Raw genomic sequence first — 17,119 nt, 5'->3', positions numbered from 1 at the left:
TTTATTCTATCGTTGTGTAAATATAGGTGTCAAGACAGGTGTAAACAACAGGAGGGTGGCATATGTCTAAAAAGACGGTTGCAGTCATCGGTTCAGGGGCGGCGGCACTTTCCTTAGCGTCAGCGTTTCCGCCCTCATACGAAGTGACTGTCATCACAAAAAAAAGCGTCAAAAACAGCAATTCAGTCTATGCACAAGGCGGAATTGCTGCGGCTTATGCAGAGCTTGATTCAATTGAAGCCCATCTGGAGGATACGCTGTATGCCGGGTGCGGGCATAACGATCTAGCTATTGCAGCAGACGTTTTACATGATGGGAAATGGATGATTCAAAACTTATTAGAAAGAGAATTTCCATTCGATCGCAACGATCAAGGCGATGTATGTCTTGGCAGAGAAGGAGCCCACTCGCACAACCGCATTTTTCATGCAGGGGGAGACACAACAGGCAGGCTGCTTGTCGAGTATTTGCTGAAACAGGTCAACAGCAAAATCGAGTTAATCGAGCATGAAACGGCGGTAGATTTACTAATTGATCACGGACGCTGTATCGGCGTCATGACAAAAGATAGCCAAGGGCGGATCAACGTAAGGCATGCGGATGAAGTGGTGCTGGCGGCCGGCGGATGCGGGAGCCTGTTTCTTCACCATACAAACGATCCATCTGTCACAGGTGACGGTCTTTCACTGGCTTATCGGGCCGGAGCGGAACTAACTGATTTAGAGTTTACTCAATTTCACCCGACACTGCTTGTGAAACACGGTGTTTCCTACGGGCTTGTTTCTGAAGCTGTAAGAGGGGAAGGAGGATGTTTAGTTGATGAACAGGGCCGCCGGGTTATGGCTGAACGGCATCCTTTAGGTGACCTGGCTCCAAGGGACATCGTCTCACGGGTAATTCATGAAGAAATGGCAAAAGGAAACAGCGTTTATATCGACTGCAGCGCGATTTCTGATTTCGAAGCGCGTTTCCCTACCATCACCGCTATTTGTGAAAAAGCAGGGGTTGATATAAAAAGCGGAAAAATACCTGTTGCCCCAGGAATGCATTTCTTGATGGGAGGTGTTTTAGTTAATCAATGGGGGGAAACGACAGTTCCGGGGCTTTATGCAGTTGGTGAGACCTCATGCACCGGTTTACACGGAGCAAACCGGCTTGCGAGCAATTCCTTATTAGAGGCCCTGGTGTTTGGAAAAAGGGCAGCAGAGCATATGATGCAAAAACCGGCTTATTACAGCCGATATCAATCTGCTCCACAAACTGTAGTATACAGGGTGCCGAATACAGAGATGTATGAATTGCAAAGCAGAATGACAAACCACATGTCCATCTTGCGGGAACAAAGCAGTTTGGTTGAGCTAAGCAACTGGCTTCATATGCTGCCTTATCAGGAAGTAAATGTGAAGGATATCACAATATCTCAGCTGGAGCTTACTCATTTATGGCAGGTTGCAAAACTAATGACATCGTCCGCGCTTTTGAGGGAGGAAAGCAGAGGGGCCCACTTTCGCACCGACTTTCCTCACTCTGATGAGCGCTGGCAGGGAAGACAAATTGTCCATACAAAAACCGGAACAAAGATTAGAAAAAACGAGGGGATTTGGAAAAATGAATCATGTACAGCTGAAAAAAATGCTGAATCACTTTTTTCTTGAGGATATAGGGATGGGGGATCTTACATCGCAGTCTATATTTGGAGAACAGAGCTGTGAAGCAAAGATTGTTGCAAAGTCAGATGGCATCTTTGCGGGAGCTGCCGTGATAAAAGAAGGCTTTATGTTATTAGACGAAGATGTTCAAACCCGTTTACATAAAACAGATGGAGACATTTTGCGAAAAGGTGAAGTGATTGCCGTGTTACGCGGTCCGGCAGCTGCGCTTCTATCAGGAGAGCGGGTCGTATTAAATCTTATTCAGAGGCTTTCTGGAATTGCGACGATGACAGGGGAGGCTGTTCGGCGGCTGGATGATGAACAGATTGGAATTTGTGACACGAGAAAAACAACACCAGGGTTGAGAATGCTGGAGAAATACGCTGTCAAAGCCGGCGGCGGGTCTAATCACCGGTTCGGCTTATATGACGGCATCATGATCAAAGATAATCATATTGCGGCCTGCGGCTCTATTACAGAGGCGTGCCAAAAAGCGCGCCGAGCCGCTGGGCATATGGTGAAAATCGAAGTGGAAATTGAAACGGAGGAACAGCTGCGGGAAGCAATAGATGCAGGAGCGGATGTTATTATGTTTGACAACTGTCCGCCAGAGACAGTCCGCCATTTCGCAACTCTCACACCGGACCATATCAAAACTGAAGCTTCAGGAGGGATTACGTTAGAAACTTTGGCTGCTTTTAAAGGGACGGGTGTGGATTATATATCATTAGGATTTCTGACACATTCGGTCAAGAGTTTAGATATCAGCATGGATGTCACATTATCAAATGAATCTGTGGAGGAATGCCATTATGTCAATTCTTGATGTGATAAAACAATCGAATGATATGATGCCTGAAGGTTACAAAGGAATGTCGAGAAAAGATATGGAAACTCGTGTTGCCGCCATTAAGAAAAAGTTCGGCAGCAGGCTCTTTATACCGGGCCATCATTATCAAAAAGATGAAGTGATACAATTTGCTGATCAAACAGGCGATTCCCTTCAACTGGCTCAAATCGCGGAAAAAAATAAAGATGCGGATTATATTGTATTTTGCGGTGTGCACTTTATGGCAGAGACCGCTGATATGCTGACAGGCGCGGAACAAACGGTTATCCTGCCCGATATGAGAGCAGGGTGTTCTATGGCGGATATGGCTGACATGCAGCAGACTAATAGGGCGTGGGAGAAGCTTCAGCATACTTTCGGAGATACGATCATACCTTTAACGTATGTAAACTCCACTGCGGAGATCAAGGCTTTCGTCGGTAAGCATGGCGGGGCGACCGTGACTTCTTCAAACGCGAAAAAAGTGCTTGAATGGGCGTTTACACAGAAAAAACGAATTTTATTTTTGCCTGATCAGCATTTAGGGAGAAATACGGCTTATGATCTAGGCATTAGGCTTGAAGATATGGCTGTGTGGGATCCGATAAAAGAAGAATTAGTTACCGAATCTGAGCATAAGAATGTGAAAGTGGTTTTGTGGAAAGGGCATTGCTCAGTTCACGAAAAATTCACTGTGAAAAATATCTATGATGTGAAAGAGCGAGACCCTGACATTCGGGTCATTGTACACCCGGAATGCTCACATGAAGTCGTAACGCTAAGTGACGACAGCGGTTCAACAAAATATATTATCGATACAATCAACCAGGCTTCGGCGGGAAGCAAGTGGGCAATCGGAACAGAGATGAATCTTGTCCAGAGGATCATTCACGAGCACCCTGATAAACAAATCGAATCACTTAACCCTGACATGTGCCCGTGTCTGACAATGAATCGAATCGATTTGCCGCATTTGCTGTGGTCTTTGGAACAAATAGAAAAAGGAGATCCGTCAGGCGTGATCAAGGTGCCGAAAGCCATTCAGCAAGATGCCCTCCTTGCCCTGAACCATATGCTTTCGATTACGTAGAATCAGAAATATTTCCCCTCCTGACTCATAACTTCTTTTGTTTGGGCATATGTTGTGAAGAAACATATTGTAATCTCAGCTGAACTGTTCACGTTTTGCATAGGAGGGGAAAACGTTGAAAATCCATATCGTTCAAAAAGGCGATTCGCTCTGGAAAATAGCTGAAAAATACGGAGTTGATATTGAGGAAGTGAAAAAACTCAATACGCAGCTTAGCAATCCAGACTTAATCATGCCTGGAATGAAAATAAAAGTGCCGTCTGAAGCTGTCCCAGTCAGAAAAGAGCCATTAGCAGGCAAAAGTCCGGCATCGGCCGGAAGTATGAAGCAAGAACATCCATATGCGAAAGAAAAGCCTAAGTCCGTTGTTGACGTAGAAGACACAAAGCCGAAAGAAAAGGAGTCTGTGCCGTATGTCCCGCCGATGCCTAATTTGCAGGAAAATGTATACCCTGAGGCTGATGTGAACGATTACTATGATATGAAACAGCTTTTCCAGCCGTGGTCGCCTCCTAAACCGGAGGAGCCGAAAAAACATCATGACGGAAATATGGATCATATGCATCACATGCAAGATCAATTTCCACAACAGGAGGCTATGAGTAATATGGAAAATGCAAATTATCCAAATATGCCTAATATGCCAAAGGCGCCAGAGGTAGGCGGTATGGAAGAAGAAAATATTCATCACACAGTTCCGAATATGCCGGGGCCGGCTGTTCAGCCTTATTATCATTATCCGGCTCACTGCGTCCCATGTCCGGTCCCAATTTCACCAGTCCTTCCGGGATCAGGATTATGCTACCCGTACTATCCGGCACAAGCTTATCCAATGGTTCAGCCTTATGGATACCAGCCAAGCTTTGTATCGCCTCAGTATGATCCGGGCCAATTTGAAAACCAGCATCATGAAAACAGCCATCACGGACATTACGGTTCATACGGAGCGCCTCAATACGCATCTCCGGCTTATGGATCTCCGTATGGACAAATGCCCTATGGCCCTTATTATGGGAGTCCTCAAGTGATGGGAGCATACCAGCCGTCTGCGGCTCCTGGCTACATGCCATACAATGATCCCGACGATTGCGGCTGTGACGATAATCATCAGCCATATTTCTCCGCACCTGGCTATTCGGGAGCTTATGGAAACCCTTATATGCCACCGTATGGCGTAGCTAACCCAAACCCAAATCCATATGCGGCCGGAGCTTCTATGCCAATGGCGAATCAGCCTTCTGTCAACCAAATGTTTGGCCGGCCGGAAGAAGAAAATGAGTGATGATTTGGAACGATGTAAATCGTTCCTTTTTTTGTTTCGCGCAGACTATTGCCAAATGGACAGAACTGACAAGCTTAACATGCCCCTCGGACGCGCATGATAATACAGAGCAAACATGCTCAATTCGTCCACGGGGGGTTTTTCCATTGGGTAAAAAAATGACGATCGCGAGCTTGATTTTAATGACAGCCGGCTTAACAGCATGCGGAGCAAACGATAATGCTCAGAATGATACGCGCAATAACGGCAATACCCGTCCAATTGGATATTATACAAATGAAAATGATGCTGACAGACAGGGAGAAGGAGTCGACAACGATGGTCCTGTTACAGAATTAATGGAGGACCAGAACGACGGTAATCGAAACACGACTAATGTGAATAACCGTAACGGTGTTACTGCTGATGATCGTGTTCCCTTGGCAACTGACGGAACAAATAACTACACCAATAACAGAAACATGAACCGAAATGCGACAAACAACGGATATGAAAACCAGGAAAACAGAAGACTGGCTGCAAAAATTGCCAACCGGGTGAAACAAGTCAAAAACGTCATTGACACACAAGTAATGGTAACGGATGACAAAGTGGTTGTCGCAGTCAGAAGCCACAGAGAGTTCACTCAGTCCGACAGGGATAATGTTACGAAAGCTGCACGCAACTATGCGAATGGCCGTGACGTTCAAGTATCGACAGATAAAGGGCTGTTCAGAAAGCTGCACAAAATGAACACCCGCTAGACTGTAAGGCTGCCGCTCGGCAGCCTTTTTCTTTGCATCAGTGAAAAACAAACATTAAAGTGTACATAGAAAATGATAAAAGAAGGTGAAAGCATGGCTGGCCATTCCAAGTGGAAAAACATACAAAAAAGGAAAAATGCGCAGGATGCAAAGCGCGGAAAAATATTTATGAAGCTTGCGAAAGACATCTATGTGGCAGCGAGAGAAGGGGGAGCTGATCCCGAAACAAATTCAGCATTGCGTCTTGTCATCGAAAAAGCAAAAGGCGCCAATATGCCGAATGAAAATATAGACCGTGCCATTCAAAAAGCCGCTGGGAACCAAGACGGAAGCAGCTATGAGGAAATTACCTATGAGGGCTACGGCCCATCCGGGGTTGCCGTCATGGTTGAATGTGTTACAGATAACAAAAACAGAACAGCTTCAAATGTGCGGACATCATTTCATAAAAATGGCGGAAGTTTGGGGGAAAACGGATGTGTGTCCTTTTTATTTGAACGGAAGGGATTTATGACGATTGACCGTACAGAACATCAAATAGATGAAGATGAGCTCATGCTTGATGTGCTGGAAGCAGGTGGAGAAGAGCTGCAGACAGAAGAAGATCATTATGTGGTATTAACGGAGCCCGAGCGTTTTGAAGGCGTAAAAACAGCTCTCGAATCGAACTATCCAATTTCTTCGGCAGAGGTGACCATGCTTCCGAAAACATATGCGGAAGCCGATGATCAGGCTGTTGAGAAGCTGGAAAAATTGATCGACATCCTTGAAGATGACGATGATGTTCAAGAAGTATATACAAATTGGCGCTCATAGAAAAACGGGCTCGATATCATACCGAGCCCGTTTTGGTGTATTCAAGAGACACGCTCATTTTCCTGTGTGTATTCTTTCTCCCAGAAATCAGCGTTTTTGATGCCCAGCGCTTTCGGATTAAAGACCGGGTCTAAGCCCTGCTTCTTTTGGCGCTCATAATCCTTTAAAGCGATTAGCGCTGGCTTGGCAAGCAGTACGATCGCAATGACGTTCAGCCATACCATAATGCCAAGCCCTGCATCACCTAATGCCCAAGCAAGTGAAGCTGTTTTTACTGTTCCGTAGAAGGTCGCGGCTAAAATAATCAGTTTTAATCCAAATATGGCCCATTTGCCATCCCTGCCTCGGGCTAAATAGGCGATATTTGTTTCTGCGATATAGTAATACGCCATAATCGTTGTAAATGCGAAGAAGAATAAAGCGATAGCAACAAAACCAGCGCCAAATCCGGGAAGGACGTTGTCAATGGCCGCTTGAGTGAAACCAGGTCCAGCCTCTACGCCTTTAAGATGATGTACGATAAAAGAACCATCTGCAGATTGGGTATTGTACATCCCGGTAAATAGGATCATGAAAGCTGTAGCGGAACACACAAATAAGGTGTCAATATAAACCGAAAATGCCTGAACCAGCCCCTGTTTGACCGGATGGGAAACTTCTGCGGCCGCCGCCGGATGCGGGCCTGTTCCCTGGCCGGCTTCGTTTGAGTAAATGCCTCGTTTGACACCCCAAGAAATCGCCATGCCGATTAGGCCGCCAAAAGCGGAATCCAATGCAAACGCGCTTTTGAAAATTAATGAAATCACTGCAGGCAATTCAGAAATATTCATAACAATAATGATGAAAGACAGCAGGATATAGCCAATGGCCATAAACGGAACAATCATTTGCGCAGCACTGGCAATACGCTTGATGCCGCCAAAAATGATAAATCCTAACAATAAAACGAGAACACCGCCTGTGATGGCAGGAGAAATGCCAAATGCATTTTGGACGCCGGCCGCAATAGAGTTGGACTGTACGCCCGGCATCAGCAGGGCCATTGCAATAAGGGCAGCGGCGGCAAATATGATGGCAAACCACTTAATGCCTAATCCTTTTTCGATATAATAAGCGGGGCCGCCTCGATATTGGCCGTCTTGTTTCACTTTGTACATTTGGGCAAGAGTTGACTCAACAAAGGCGCTCGCCGCACCGATAAAGGCAATCGCCCACATCCAAAACACCGCACCGGGTCCGCCGAAGGCGATTGCTGTCGCCACACCCGCAATGTTTCCTGTTCCCACTCGGCCGGACAGTGCAATCGATAATGCTTGAAAAGAAGAAACACCGGCTTTAGAGCTCTTCCCTTTGAACATCAGAACAATCATTTCTTTCAAATGTCTGACTTGTAAAAAACGAGTCATAATAGAAAAGATCAATCCGACTCCCAATAACATATAAATGACGGGCGTACTCCATAAGACCGCGTTTAAATGAGTAACAAAATCTTCCATCAAGCTTCCTCCTCGCTACATATAGAATACATATATAACAAGGATTTTGGGCTAATTGAACTATTTCTACAATTGATTTGTCACATTATATAACGGGTAATTATCAATACGAGGGAGAAAAGGAGATGCCGCGTTGTTTTATAAGGCAACTGAGGGAATTTTTGCTAAAGTCCTTTAACAGCAAATGGCCAAGCTACGTCAATCTATAATTAGGTCGTCTTTCACTAGTTCTGTTTATCTTGACTCATGTTTCATCACTTCAGTGTCGCCTGCGGCGGATCTGTATGTATCCGATGATCATCATTCATACGTTTCATCCATATCATGTAAAGCGTGATGGCCGATTTTCATAGTATTGTGATTGATTAGGATGGGACTGCTGTCTAGATCATTACCGTAGATAGATTGTTTTCATTCACAAGTTCGCCTCTGGCCGCTCTAAGCTCAAGGTATTACGGGATACATAAGAGTTTAACAGATGACTGACAACCGGCGATATCGAGGAAAACAATATGATAAGTTGGATTTTACGGCATATTCATGTGTGAACTTCTGTATTTTCTCCTTCATACGATCTTTACATTTCCTTAAAATCTGCTCAATAAAGGGCTGGTATGATGAAATAAACAAATAAAGGGTGGGGGAGACAGAAATGGAGAAAATGTATTGTCATTCCAGAGAGGAAGACTCAAAAGCGGTTTACTTAACTGTGAGGGGCTATCTGATTAAGCTGTCACCTGAACAAATGAAAATGATTTCTGCTGGCAGAAAGTAAATATAAATTGAAAAGGCAGCCGCTCAAGCGGCTGCCTTTTCAATTTAAGAATATTTTCTTTTCCGCTGTGCGAAATGCTTTTGAAACCAATCTTTTTTATATAAAAATGCGATAATTTCCAGCCAAAAACCCGGAATCTTTTTGGGGAATATCGGTTTTTTGTAGAGCGCATGGTACGCTGATTTTAAATCGTTCCACTGCGTACACGTTTTGGTCTGTTCGAATCTTGCAACGTCAATCACCCGCACTGTGCCGGTTTCAGTCAATATCAAATTCCGCAAATGAATGTCTGACGGATTCAGACCGGCTGCCCGGGCGTCAGACAGTGCTTCTTCAACCTGCTGAATCATGTCGTCATTGATCGCAATGCCTTTCTTCAAACAGTTATAAAAGGTTTCACCTTTTATATATTCCATGAGAATAAATGAATCACCAGTTTCGTAAATGTCAGGGTAGAATGCGGACCCGGCTAATTTTTCATAGATCGCGGCTTCTTTGATGGCTGTCGCTTGATACTCTGGAAAAAATACTTTCAGCGCCATGTTTCGATTGCCTTCTGTTAAGGCAAATACATAGGCGCTTCTTCCCTTGCCGATTAGTGTTAATTCTTCAGACTTTTCTATGACTTTATCAAATCTGCTGTTCTTGCGGTATATGACTGAATGGGCCAGTGCCTCTGCTTTTGTCAGCATTTCATTCACCTTCTTTGCTCTATTTTATGCAGCTGTTTGCAGGAAAATCATAAACTGTTCGGAAAAAGAGCCTATATCTAGTGTATCTGGTCTTGAAGAGGAAGGCTATCTATAAGCCTTGATTGTGATAAAAGAGACATAGAGCGATCATTTCCATTCTTGAAAAGCGCTTACAAATGGGATAGTATTAATTTAAAATGAAGCGCTTTCGTAATGTTCAAGGGGGAACAAGCAATGACAAAACAGATTGTGACAGGGATTATCGGTGCTGGACGCATCGGCAAACTTCATGTTCAAAATATCGGCCGAATTCCTCATATGAAAATAAAGGCGGTCTCTGATAATCAGGCAAGCGATCTAAAAAGCTGGGCTGAGAGCCATCAGATTGAATACATAACCTCTGACTATCGTGATTTATTGCATGACCCTGATATTGAAGCTGTTCTTATTTGCTCACCGACAGCCACGCATGCACAGATGATCAGGGAAGCGGCAGAGGCGAAAAAACATATTTTTTGTGAGAAGCCTATCAGTTTTTCTCTAGATGAAACCAAAGAAGCGCTTGCGGCCGTCCGAAAACACGGAGTTGCACTTCAAGTCGGCTTTAACCGCCGTTTTGATCCTCATTTTAAAAAAATCAAAACCATTGTTGAAAATGGTGAAATTGGTACGCCTCACTTGTTAAAAATCACGTCGCGGGACCCAGAACCCCCATATGTAGATTATCTCCGCACTTCTGGCGGGTTGTTTATGGATATGTCGATCCATGATTTTGATATGGCCAGATATATTATGGGAAGTGAAGTGACGGAAGTGTATGCAAAAGGAGCGGCTTTGGTGAATCCATCCTTTGCAGAGCTGGGAGATATTGATACCGCTGTCATTACACTGACATTTGAAAACGGTGCCATGGCTGTGATTGACAACAGCCGTCAAGCTGTGTACGGATATGACCAGCGAGTCGAGGTTTTCGGGACGAAAGGCTCGGCAGCGGCAGACAACAGCAGGCCGACGACAGTCGAAGTGTCAACGGCTGATTTCGTGATGAAGGATAAACCGCATTTCTTTTTCCTTGAGCGCTATAAGGATGCGTATGAGGAGGAGATGATTCGGTTTGCAGAAGCGATCGGCACAAACCGGGAAATTGCCTGCACGGGCAACGACGGTTTTCAAGCGGAGCGGATCGCCAGAGCGGCTCAGCAGTCTCTTGCTATCGGTATGCCTGTCAGTGTCGAGCACAATGAAAAAATCGCGTTTTGAGCAAGCAGGATTAACAGTCACAAAGCTTGGGTATATAACCTCCATCGATACTTTGATACTTTAAGCAGGCGGTGGAGAAAATGAATACAGCACAAGGTAAAGGAACTATTTTGAACAAAATCGGAATTCCTTCTCACATGGTTTGGGGTTATATTGGCGTTGTCATCTTTATGGTTGGAGACGGGCTCGAACAAGGCTGGCTGTCTCCTTTTCTTGTTGATCACGGTCTCAGCATGCAGCAATCCGCATCTTTATTTACCATGTACGGCATTGCAGTCACCATCTCGGCTTGGCTTTCGGGCACGTTTGTCCAAACTTGGGGGCCAAGAAAAACGATGACTGTCGGTTTGCTTGCATTTATCCTCGGTTCGGTTGCTTTTATCGGCTGGGCGATTCCTCATATGCATTATCCGGCTCTCTTAGGCAGCTATGCACTTAGAGGCTTGGGATATCCGCTGTTTGCATACTCTTTTCTCGTGTGGGTGTCATACAGCACCTCTCATCGTATTCTCGGAAAAGCTGTCGGCTGGTTTTGGTTTATGTTTACGTGCGGCCTTAACGTGCTCGGGCCGTTCTATTCCAGCTATGCGGTTCCGGCCTTTGGAGAAATCAATACGCTTTGGAGCGCTTTGTTATTTGTGGCGGCAGGCGGATTCCTCGCCTTATTTTTTAATAGAGATACATTCACACCTGTACACCAACCAGATCAGCCGAAATGGAAAGAACTGTCGAAGGCGTTTACAATTATGTTTGAAAACCCTAAGGTCGGCATTGGCGGAGTGGTCAAGACAATTAATGCCATAGGGCAATTCGGATTTGCCATCTTTCTTCCTACTTATTTAGCGCGTTACGGGTATTCCGTTTCGGAATGGCTGCAAATATGGGGGACGCTGTTTTTTGTGAATATTGTATGTAACATCATTTTTGGTGCAGTCGGAGATAAACTTGGCTGGCGCAATACTGTGATGTGGTTTGGCGGTGTCGGGTGCGGGATTTTTACGCTGGCGCTTTATTACACGCCTCAGTTGATCGGGCATCAGTTTTGGGTGCTGATGGTGATCGCTTGCTGTTACGGTGCGGCATTGGCTGGGTACGTGCCATTAAGCGCGCTTTTGCCGACGCTTGCACCTGGTAATAAAGGGGCTGCCATGTCAGTGTTGAATTTAGGTTCTGGTTTATGTGCGTTTATCGCGCCAGGCATCGTCAGTCTTTTCATTGGTCCGCTCGGTGCAGGCGGGGTGATTTGGATCTTTGCGGCATTGTATTTTTTCAGTGCTTTTCTGACGCAATTCTTGACGATTTCTGAGCAAAGCGCCGATGTCTTGACGGAGGAACGGCTTGTCAGAGAAAACGCGCAAACAAATTTCGAGAAAACGGTTAAGCAGTAACCTCTTTGGTCAAACTAGTCATAAACGTGTGCAAAGAGGTGTAGAGGGTGAAACGATTCAGCACGGCGTATCTTTTGCTGGGCATTTTTTGCTCAGCCGCAGCATTTCTAATAGGCGCTCCTCCCCGCGCATTAGGGGCGGAAGTGGAGCACTATGAGCCGCTGCAGGTGCATGTGCAGCTTGAAAAAGTGTATTTGGACGGCGATGTCAGCATTGAGCATAAGCATGAAAAAGTGCTTTCTATGGATGATTTTTGGGCAGCTTATGCCGGCTGGACGCTTGTCGAACAAAAAAAGGGCTATGTACTCTTCCGGAAGCAAATGGATGATATTTCTCCGCTCAGCAAGGTGAACGGGTATATCGGTGTATCGGATCATGGCGTGATTTCCACCTTTCATGGGCGGCCTGAGTCAGATTCCGAACCGATTCAGTCTTTTTTTCAAATTGATTTAGAAAGGCTGGAGAGCCATATGCAAAAAAATCTGCTGAAAGGCATTCCATTTCGGACGAAAGCGGAGTTTGAGGACGTAATAGAACATATGAAGACATACAGCGGTTGACGTCCGCTGATTGAAGACATGTATTCATGTCTTTTTTTTCGTGAAAGAATGAGAGAGAAGCGAACGTATGTTAACTTTTCTATGAGACTTTGGCTGTTTTTATGGTACAATGAAGAACAGTCAAAGAGGTGAATTTGCGTGATCGAATTTGTAAAAGGGACGATTGATTATGTATCTCCCCAATATATTGTGATAGAGAACGGCGGCATTGGCTATCAGATCTTCACGCCGAATCCGTTTATATACAAGGAGAGAAACAAAGAGACGATTTTTACGTACCATCATATCAGAGAGGATGCTTTTTCGCTCTACGGTTTTTCAACAAGAGAGGAGAAGGCGCTCTTTACAAAGCTGTTAAACGTGACCGGAATCGGTCCAAAAGGGGCACTCGCCATTTTAGGCTCAGGTGATCCTGGAGCGGTTATCCAAGCGATTGAAAATGAGGATGAAGCCTTTTTGGTCAAGTTTCCTGGTGTAGGAAAGAAAACCGCGCGCCAGATTATTCTTGATTTAAAAGGAAAGCTCGCTGATGTCGTGCCTGAAATGATTGAAAACCTGTTTAATCATGAAGAAAGGCTTGAAAAGCAAACAGCAGAAACGGCTCTCGAAGAAGCGCTTGAGGCCCTCAGGGTTCTCGGTTACGCTGAAAAAGAAATCAAAAAGGTGCTTCCTCACTTAAACGAAGAAGCTGGACTGACAACAGACCAATATGTGAAAAAAGCATTACAAAAACTATTGAAGTAAGGTGATGTTCATGGATGAACGGCTCGTCTCAAGTGAAGCAGACAACCATGAATCAATGATAGAGCAAAGTTTGAGGCCGCAAAATCTGGCGCAGTATATCGGGCAGCATAAGGTGAAAGAAAATTTGCGCGTATTTATAGACGCGGCAAAAATGAGACAGGAGACGCTGGATCATGTTCTTCTGTACGGGCCGCCGGGACTTGGGAAAACGACGCTTGCTTCCATTGTTGCTAATGAAATGGGAGTGGAATTGCGGACGACGTCAGGGCCTGCGATTGAAAGACCTGGTGATTTGGCCGCCATATTAACGGCACTGGAGCCGGGTGATGTATTATTTATTGATGAAATACATAGGCTGCACAGATCAATTGAAGAGGTGCTTTATCCTGCGATGGAAGACTTTTGTCTGGATATTGTGATCGGTAAAGGCCCCTCTGCCCGCTCCGTCCGGCTCGACTTGCCGCCTTTTACGCTTGTAGGCGCCACGACGAGGGTAGGGCTTTTGACGGCGCCGTTAAGAGATCGATTCGGCGTGATGTCGCGACTTGAATACTATACGCAAGAAGAGCTGGCGGACATTGTCACAAGAACCGCTGACGTATTCGAGGTTGAGATTGATCACCCGTCTGCTCTTGAAATCGCGAGAAGATCGAGAGGGACGCCCCGCGTAGCGAACCGCCTGCTGAGAAGGGTCCGCGATTTTGCCCAGGTGCTGGGTGACAGCCGGATTACGGAAGAGATTTCGCAGGATGCGCTGGAGCGGCTTCAGGTTGACCGTCTCGGTTTGGACCATATTGACCACAAGCTCCTGATGGGCATGATCGAAAAGTTTAACGGAGGACCTGTGGGTCTTGATACCATTTCAGCCACGATCGGCGAAGAACCGCATACGATTGAAGACGTCTACGAACCGTATCTGCTGCAAATTGGTTTTATCCAAAGAACGCCGCGTGGAAGGATCGTGACACCGGCCGTTTATCATCACTTCCAAATGGAGGCTCCCCGATATGACTGAATTCCCTAAGATCATTATGATTCTTGGTGCTGTTTTGCTTATCATCGGAGCGGTGTTGCATGTTGTCGGCAAGATGCCGGGAGATATTTTTGTGAAAAAGGGAAATGTCACGTTTTTCTTCCCGGTTGTCACTTGTATCATCATAAGTGTGGTATTATCAATTTTGCTTACTCTTTTCGGCAGAATGAAATAACAAAAGACTAGAATAAAGGTGAAATCATCATGAAAGTCGATTTATTTGATTTTGAATTACCGGAACGTTTAATTGCACAAGTGCCGTTGGAACAGCGTGATGCTTCAAGGCTGATGGTGCTTGATAAACATACGGGAGAGCTGACTGACAGCTCGTTTAAGCATATTATCAGCTTCTTTAAAGAAGGAGATTGCCTTGTGCTGAACAATACCCGTGTGCTCCCGGCGCGGTTATTCGGAACAAAAGAGGATACCGGCGCGAAAGTGGAACTTCTTTTGCTCAAACAAGAAGCTGGTGACAAATGGGAAACGCTTGTCAAACCGGCGAAACGGGTGAAAAAGGGAACCGTAGTGACGTTTGGAGACGGAAGATTAAAGGCAGTCTGTACGGATGAGCTTGAGCACGGCGGCAGAAAAGTAGAATTTCAATATGAAGGCATTTTCTATGAGGTGCTGGAATCCCTTGGAGAGATGCCGCTCCCGCCATATATCAAAGAACAGCTTGATGACAGAGAGCGCTACCAAACAGTGTTTTCAAAAGAAATCGGCTCTGCCGCAGCGCCTACTGCAGGCCTTCACTTCACGGAAGAAATCTTGCAGCAATTGAAAGACAAAGGTGTGCAAATTGAGTTCATTACTCTTCACGTAGGCCTTGGCACGTTTCGCCCTGTGAGTGCCGATGACGTTGAAGAGCATAATATGCATGCGGAGTTTTATCAAATGTCAGAAGAAACGGCTGCGGCCTTAAACAAAGTAAGGGAAAAGGGCGGCCGAATCATTTCCGTCGGCACAACTTCGACACGCACGCTTGAAACGATTGCCGGGGAGCATGACGGACAATTTAAAGCATCAAGCGGCTGGACATCTATCTTTATTTATCCGGGCTATGAATTTAAAGCCATTGACGGAATGATTACAAACTTCCATCTGCCTAAATCGTCATTGATTATGCTGGTCAGTGCGCTTGCGGGAAGAGAAAACGTTCTGCGCGCCTATAACCATGCGGTGGAAGAGGAATACCGTTTCTTCAGCTTCGGAGACGCGATGCTGATTCTATAATTTGAGAACAGGAGGCCTCACCAAAAGTGGCTGAACAACCAATACGCTATGAATTTATAAAAGAATGCAAACAAACAGGGGCGCGGCTGGGCAAAGTGCATACGCCCCATGGCTCCTTTGAAACGCCTGTTTTTATGCCGGTGGGCACACTGGCGACAGTCAAAACGATGTCGCCTGAAGAGCTGAAAGCAATGGATGCGGGCATCATTTTAAGCAACACGTATCACCTGTGGCTCCGACCGGGCCAGGATATTGTGAAAGAAGCGGGCGGGCTCCATCAATTTATGAATTGGGACCGCGCGATTTTAACAGATTCAGGCGGTTTTCAGGTCTTTTCTTTGAGCAAGTTTCGTAATATAGAGGAAGAGGGCGTCCATTTCCGCAATCACTTAAATGGGGACAAGCTGTTTTTATCTCCGGAAAAAGCGATGGAGATCCAAAACGCACTCGGCTCTGATATTATGATGGCGTTTGATGAATGCCCGCCATATCCGGCAGAGTACGATTATATGAAGCGCTCAGTTGAGCGGACAAGCCGCTGGGCGGAACGCTGTCTGAATGCCCACACCCGTCAGGATGAACAAGGGCTGTTTGGCATCGTGCAAGGCGGAGAATATGAAGATCTTCGCACGCAAAGCGCGAAAGACTTGATTTCTCTTGATTTTCCGGGATATGCTATAGGCGGATTATCTGTAGGTGAACCGAAGGATGTCATGAATCGTGTGCTTGAGTTTACAACACCGCTTTTGCCGAAGGATAAACCAAGATATCTGATGGGGGTCGGTTCTCCGGACGCGCTGATCGATGGGGCGATCCGCGGGGTCGATATGTTTGACTGTGTGCTGCCTACTCGGATTGCAAGAAATGGCACAGTGTTTACCGCTGATGGCCGTCTCAATATGAAAAATGCAAAATTCGAAAGAGATTTCCGTCCGATTGATGAAGAGTGTGATTGCTACACATGTAAAAACTACACACGCGCGTATATCAGACATTTGATCCGCTGCAACGAAACATTGGGCCTTCGATTAACAACTTATCATAACCTTCATTTTCTGTTACACTTAATGGAGCAGGTGAGACAGGCTATTCGTGAGGATCGTCTGGGTGATTTCAGAGAAGAGTTCTTTGAGCGTTACGGCTACAACAAGCCAAATGCGAAAAGCTTCTAAATAAAAATTAATCACTGGCTTACAGAAAGGGGTGAAAATTATGACAGGCACTTTAGGTACATTGGTTCCTATTATTTTAATGTTTGCGGTCCTTTATTTCTTGCTGATTCGTCCTCAGCAAAAACAGCAAAAGGCTGTGCGCCAAATGCAGGAGGAACTGAAAAAAGGCGATTCAGTAGTGACAATCGGGGGATTGCACGGCACTGTTGACTCTATCGACGAAAGCAAAGTCGTCATTAAGACTGGTGAAAACACACGTCTAACGTTCGACCGCCGCGCGATCAGAGAAGTTTCTGCTGCTGAATAACAGCAGGAGCTATACATAGCAAACAAAAAAAGAGCGGATGATTCCGC

The 17,119-nt window shown here is 45.6% G+C and carries 18 protein-coding genes; 16 read left to right on the top strand and 2 right to left on the bottom strand.

Going from position 1 to position 17,119, the window contains the following annotated elements; translation table 11 throughout:
* Nucleotides 1-62: 62 nt before the first annotated feature.
* From nadB to SC79_RS08180, 6 genes are all read left to right on the top strand, one after another.
* Complete coding sequence (gene nadB, locus SC79_RS08205) at nt 63-1,655, top strand: L-aspartate oxidase (protein WP_039074641.1); 1,593 nt, start codon at nt 63-65, stop codon at nt 1,653-1,655.
* Nucleotides 1,609-2,478 carry a carboxylating nicotinate-nucleotide diphosphorylase gene (gene nadC, locus SC79_RS08200; protein WP_039074640.1) on the top strand — a complete coding sequence of 290 codons (870 nt, stop codon included), beginning with the start codon at nt 1,609-1,611 and terminating at the stop codon, nt 2,476-2,478. Before nadB ends, nadC begins: the two co-directional genes overlap by 47 nt.
* A complete protein-coding gene (gene nadA, locus SC79_RS08195; RefSeq protein WP_039074639.1) occupies nt 2,465-3,571 on the top strand; it encodes a quinolinate synthase NadA in 1,107 nt (368 codons plus the stop codon). Before nadC ends, nadA begins: the two co-directional genes overlap by 14 nt.
* A 115-nt stretch (nt 3,572-3,686) precedes the next feature.
* Complete coding sequence (safA, locus tag SC79_RS08190; protein WP_039074638.1) at nt 3,687-4,853, top strand: spore coat assembly protein SafA; 1,167 nt, start codon at nt 3,687-3,689, stop codon at nt 4,851-4,853.
* A gap of 146 nt (nt 4,854-4,999) precedes the next feature.
* Nucleotides 5,000-5,596 (top strand): YhcN/YlaJ family sporulation lipoprotein, encoded by a 597-nt coding sequence (locus tag SC79_RS08185; RefSeq protein WP_039074637.1) that lies wholly within the window; start codon nt 5,000-5,002, stop codon nt 5,594-5,596.
* Between the two features lie 93 nt (nt 5,597-5,689).
* Entirely contained in the window at nt 5,690-6,412 is a 723-nt protein-coding gene (locus SC79_RS08180) for a YebC/PmpR family DNA-binding transcriptional regulator (RefSeq protein ID WP_039074636.1), read from the top strand.
* Between the two features lie 41 nt (nt 6,413-6,453).
* On the opposite strand, the gene SC79_RS08175 is transcribed toward SC79_RS08180, so the two are convergent.
* Nucleotides 6,454-7,908, bottom strand: a complete 1,455-nt coding sequence (locus SC79_RS08175; protein WP_039074635.1) for an alanine/glycine:cation symporter family protein — start codon at nt 7,906-7,908, stop codon at nt 6,454-6,456.
* A gap of 652 nt (nt 7,909-8,560) precedes the next feature.
* Between SC79_RS08175 and SC79_RS20940 the strand changes: the two genes are divergently transcribed.
* Nucleotides 8,561-8,683 (top strand): hypothetical protein, encoded by a 123-nt coding sequence (locus SC79_RS20940; protein ID WP_010330286.1) that lies wholly within the window; start codon nt 8,561-8,563, stop codon nt 8,681-8,683.
* A gap of 44 nt (nt 8,684-8,727) precedes the next feature.
* Here SC79_RS20940 and SC79_RS08170 read toward each other — a convergent pair whose 3' ends face one another.
* The gene (locus tag SC79_RS08170) at nt 8,728-9,375 is read right to left on the bottom strand and encodes a phosphotransferase (RefSeq protein WP_039074634.1); all 648 of its coding nucleotides are present in this window, start codon (nt 9,373-9,375) and stop codon (nt 8,728-8,730) included.
* Between the two features lie 234 nt (nt 9,376-9,609).
* On the opposite strand from SC79_RS08170, the gene iolG reads away from it, so the two are divergent.
* From iolG to yajC, 9 genes are all read left to right on the top strand, one after another.
* Entirely contained in the window at nt 9,610-10,635 is a 1,026-nt protein-coding gene (gene iolG / locus SC79_RS08165; protein WP_039074633.1) for an inositol 2-dehydrogenase, read from the top strand.
* An 80-nt stretch (nt 10,636-10,715) separates the two neighbouring features.
* Nucleotides 10,716-12,023 (top strand): MFS transporter, encoded by a 1,308-nt coding sequence (locus tag SC79_RS08160; RefSeq protein WP_039074632.1) that lies wholly within the window; start codon nt 10,716-10,718, stop codon nt 12,021-12,023.
* Nucleotides 12,024-12,070: 47 nt separating this feature from the next.
* Nucleotides 12,071-12,583: a sporulation cell-cell signaling protein BofC gene (gene bofC, locus SC79_RS08155; protein WP_039074631.1), complete on the top strand. Its 513-nt coding sequence runs from the start codon at nt 12,071-12,073 to the stop codon at nt 12,581-12,583.
* A 138-nt stretch (nt 12,584-12,721) separates the two neighbouring features.
* A complete protein-coding gene (gene ruvA / locus SC79_RS08150) occupies nt 12,722-13,327 on the top strand; it encodes a Holliday junction branch migration protein RuvA (protein WP_010331021.1) in 606 nt (201 codons plus the stop codon).
* 10 nt (nt 13,328-13,337) lie between these two features.
* A complete protein-coding gene (gene ruvB, locus SC79_RS08145; RefSeq protein ID WP_039074630.1) occupies nt 13,338-14,342 on the top strand; it encodes a Holliday junction branch migration DNA helicase RuvB in 1,005 nt (334 codons plus the stop codon).
* Nucleotides 14,335-14,535 (top strand): DUF2905 domain-containing protein, encoded by a 201-nt coding sequence (locus SC79_RS08140; protein WP_039074629.1) that lies wholly within the window; start codon nt 14,335-14,337, stop codon nt 14,533-14,535. The genes ruvB and SC79_RS08140 overlap by 8 nt, the downstream gene beginning before the upstream one ends.
* 29 nt (nt 14,536-14,564) lie before the next feature.
* A complete protein-coding gene (queA, locus tag SC79_RS08135) occupies nt 14,565-15,593 on the top strand; it encodes a tRNA preQ1(34) S-adenosylmethionine ribosyltransferase-isomerase QueA (protein WP_010331018.1) in 1,029 nt (342 codons plus the stop codon).
* A gap of 26 nt (nt 15,594-15,619) precedes the next feature.
* Entirely contained in the window at nt 15,620-16,765 is a 1,146-nt protein-coding gene (gene tgt / locus SC79_RS08130; protein ID WP_039074628.1) for a tRNA guanosine(34) transglycosylase Tgt, read from the top strand.
* A gap of 40 nt (nt 16,766-16,805) precedes the next feature.
* Complete coding sequence (yajC, locus tag SC79_RS08125) at nt 16,806-17,072, top strand: preprotein translocase subunit YajC (protein WP_003237527.1); 267 nt, start codon at nt 16,806-16,808, stop codon at nt 17,070-17,072.
* Nucleotides 17,073-17,119: the final 47 nt, after the last annotated feature.

The sequence above is a fragment of the Bacillus sp. MSP13 genome (genome assembly GCF_000815295.1).
In the GTDB taxonomy this organism is placed as follows: domain Bacteria; phylum Bacillota; class Bacilli; order Bacillales; family Bacillaceae; genus Bacillus; species Bacillus vallismortis.
The sequence above is the reverse complement of the archived record's forward strand: the minus strand, read 5'-3'. Positions and strand labels throughout refer to the sequence as shown.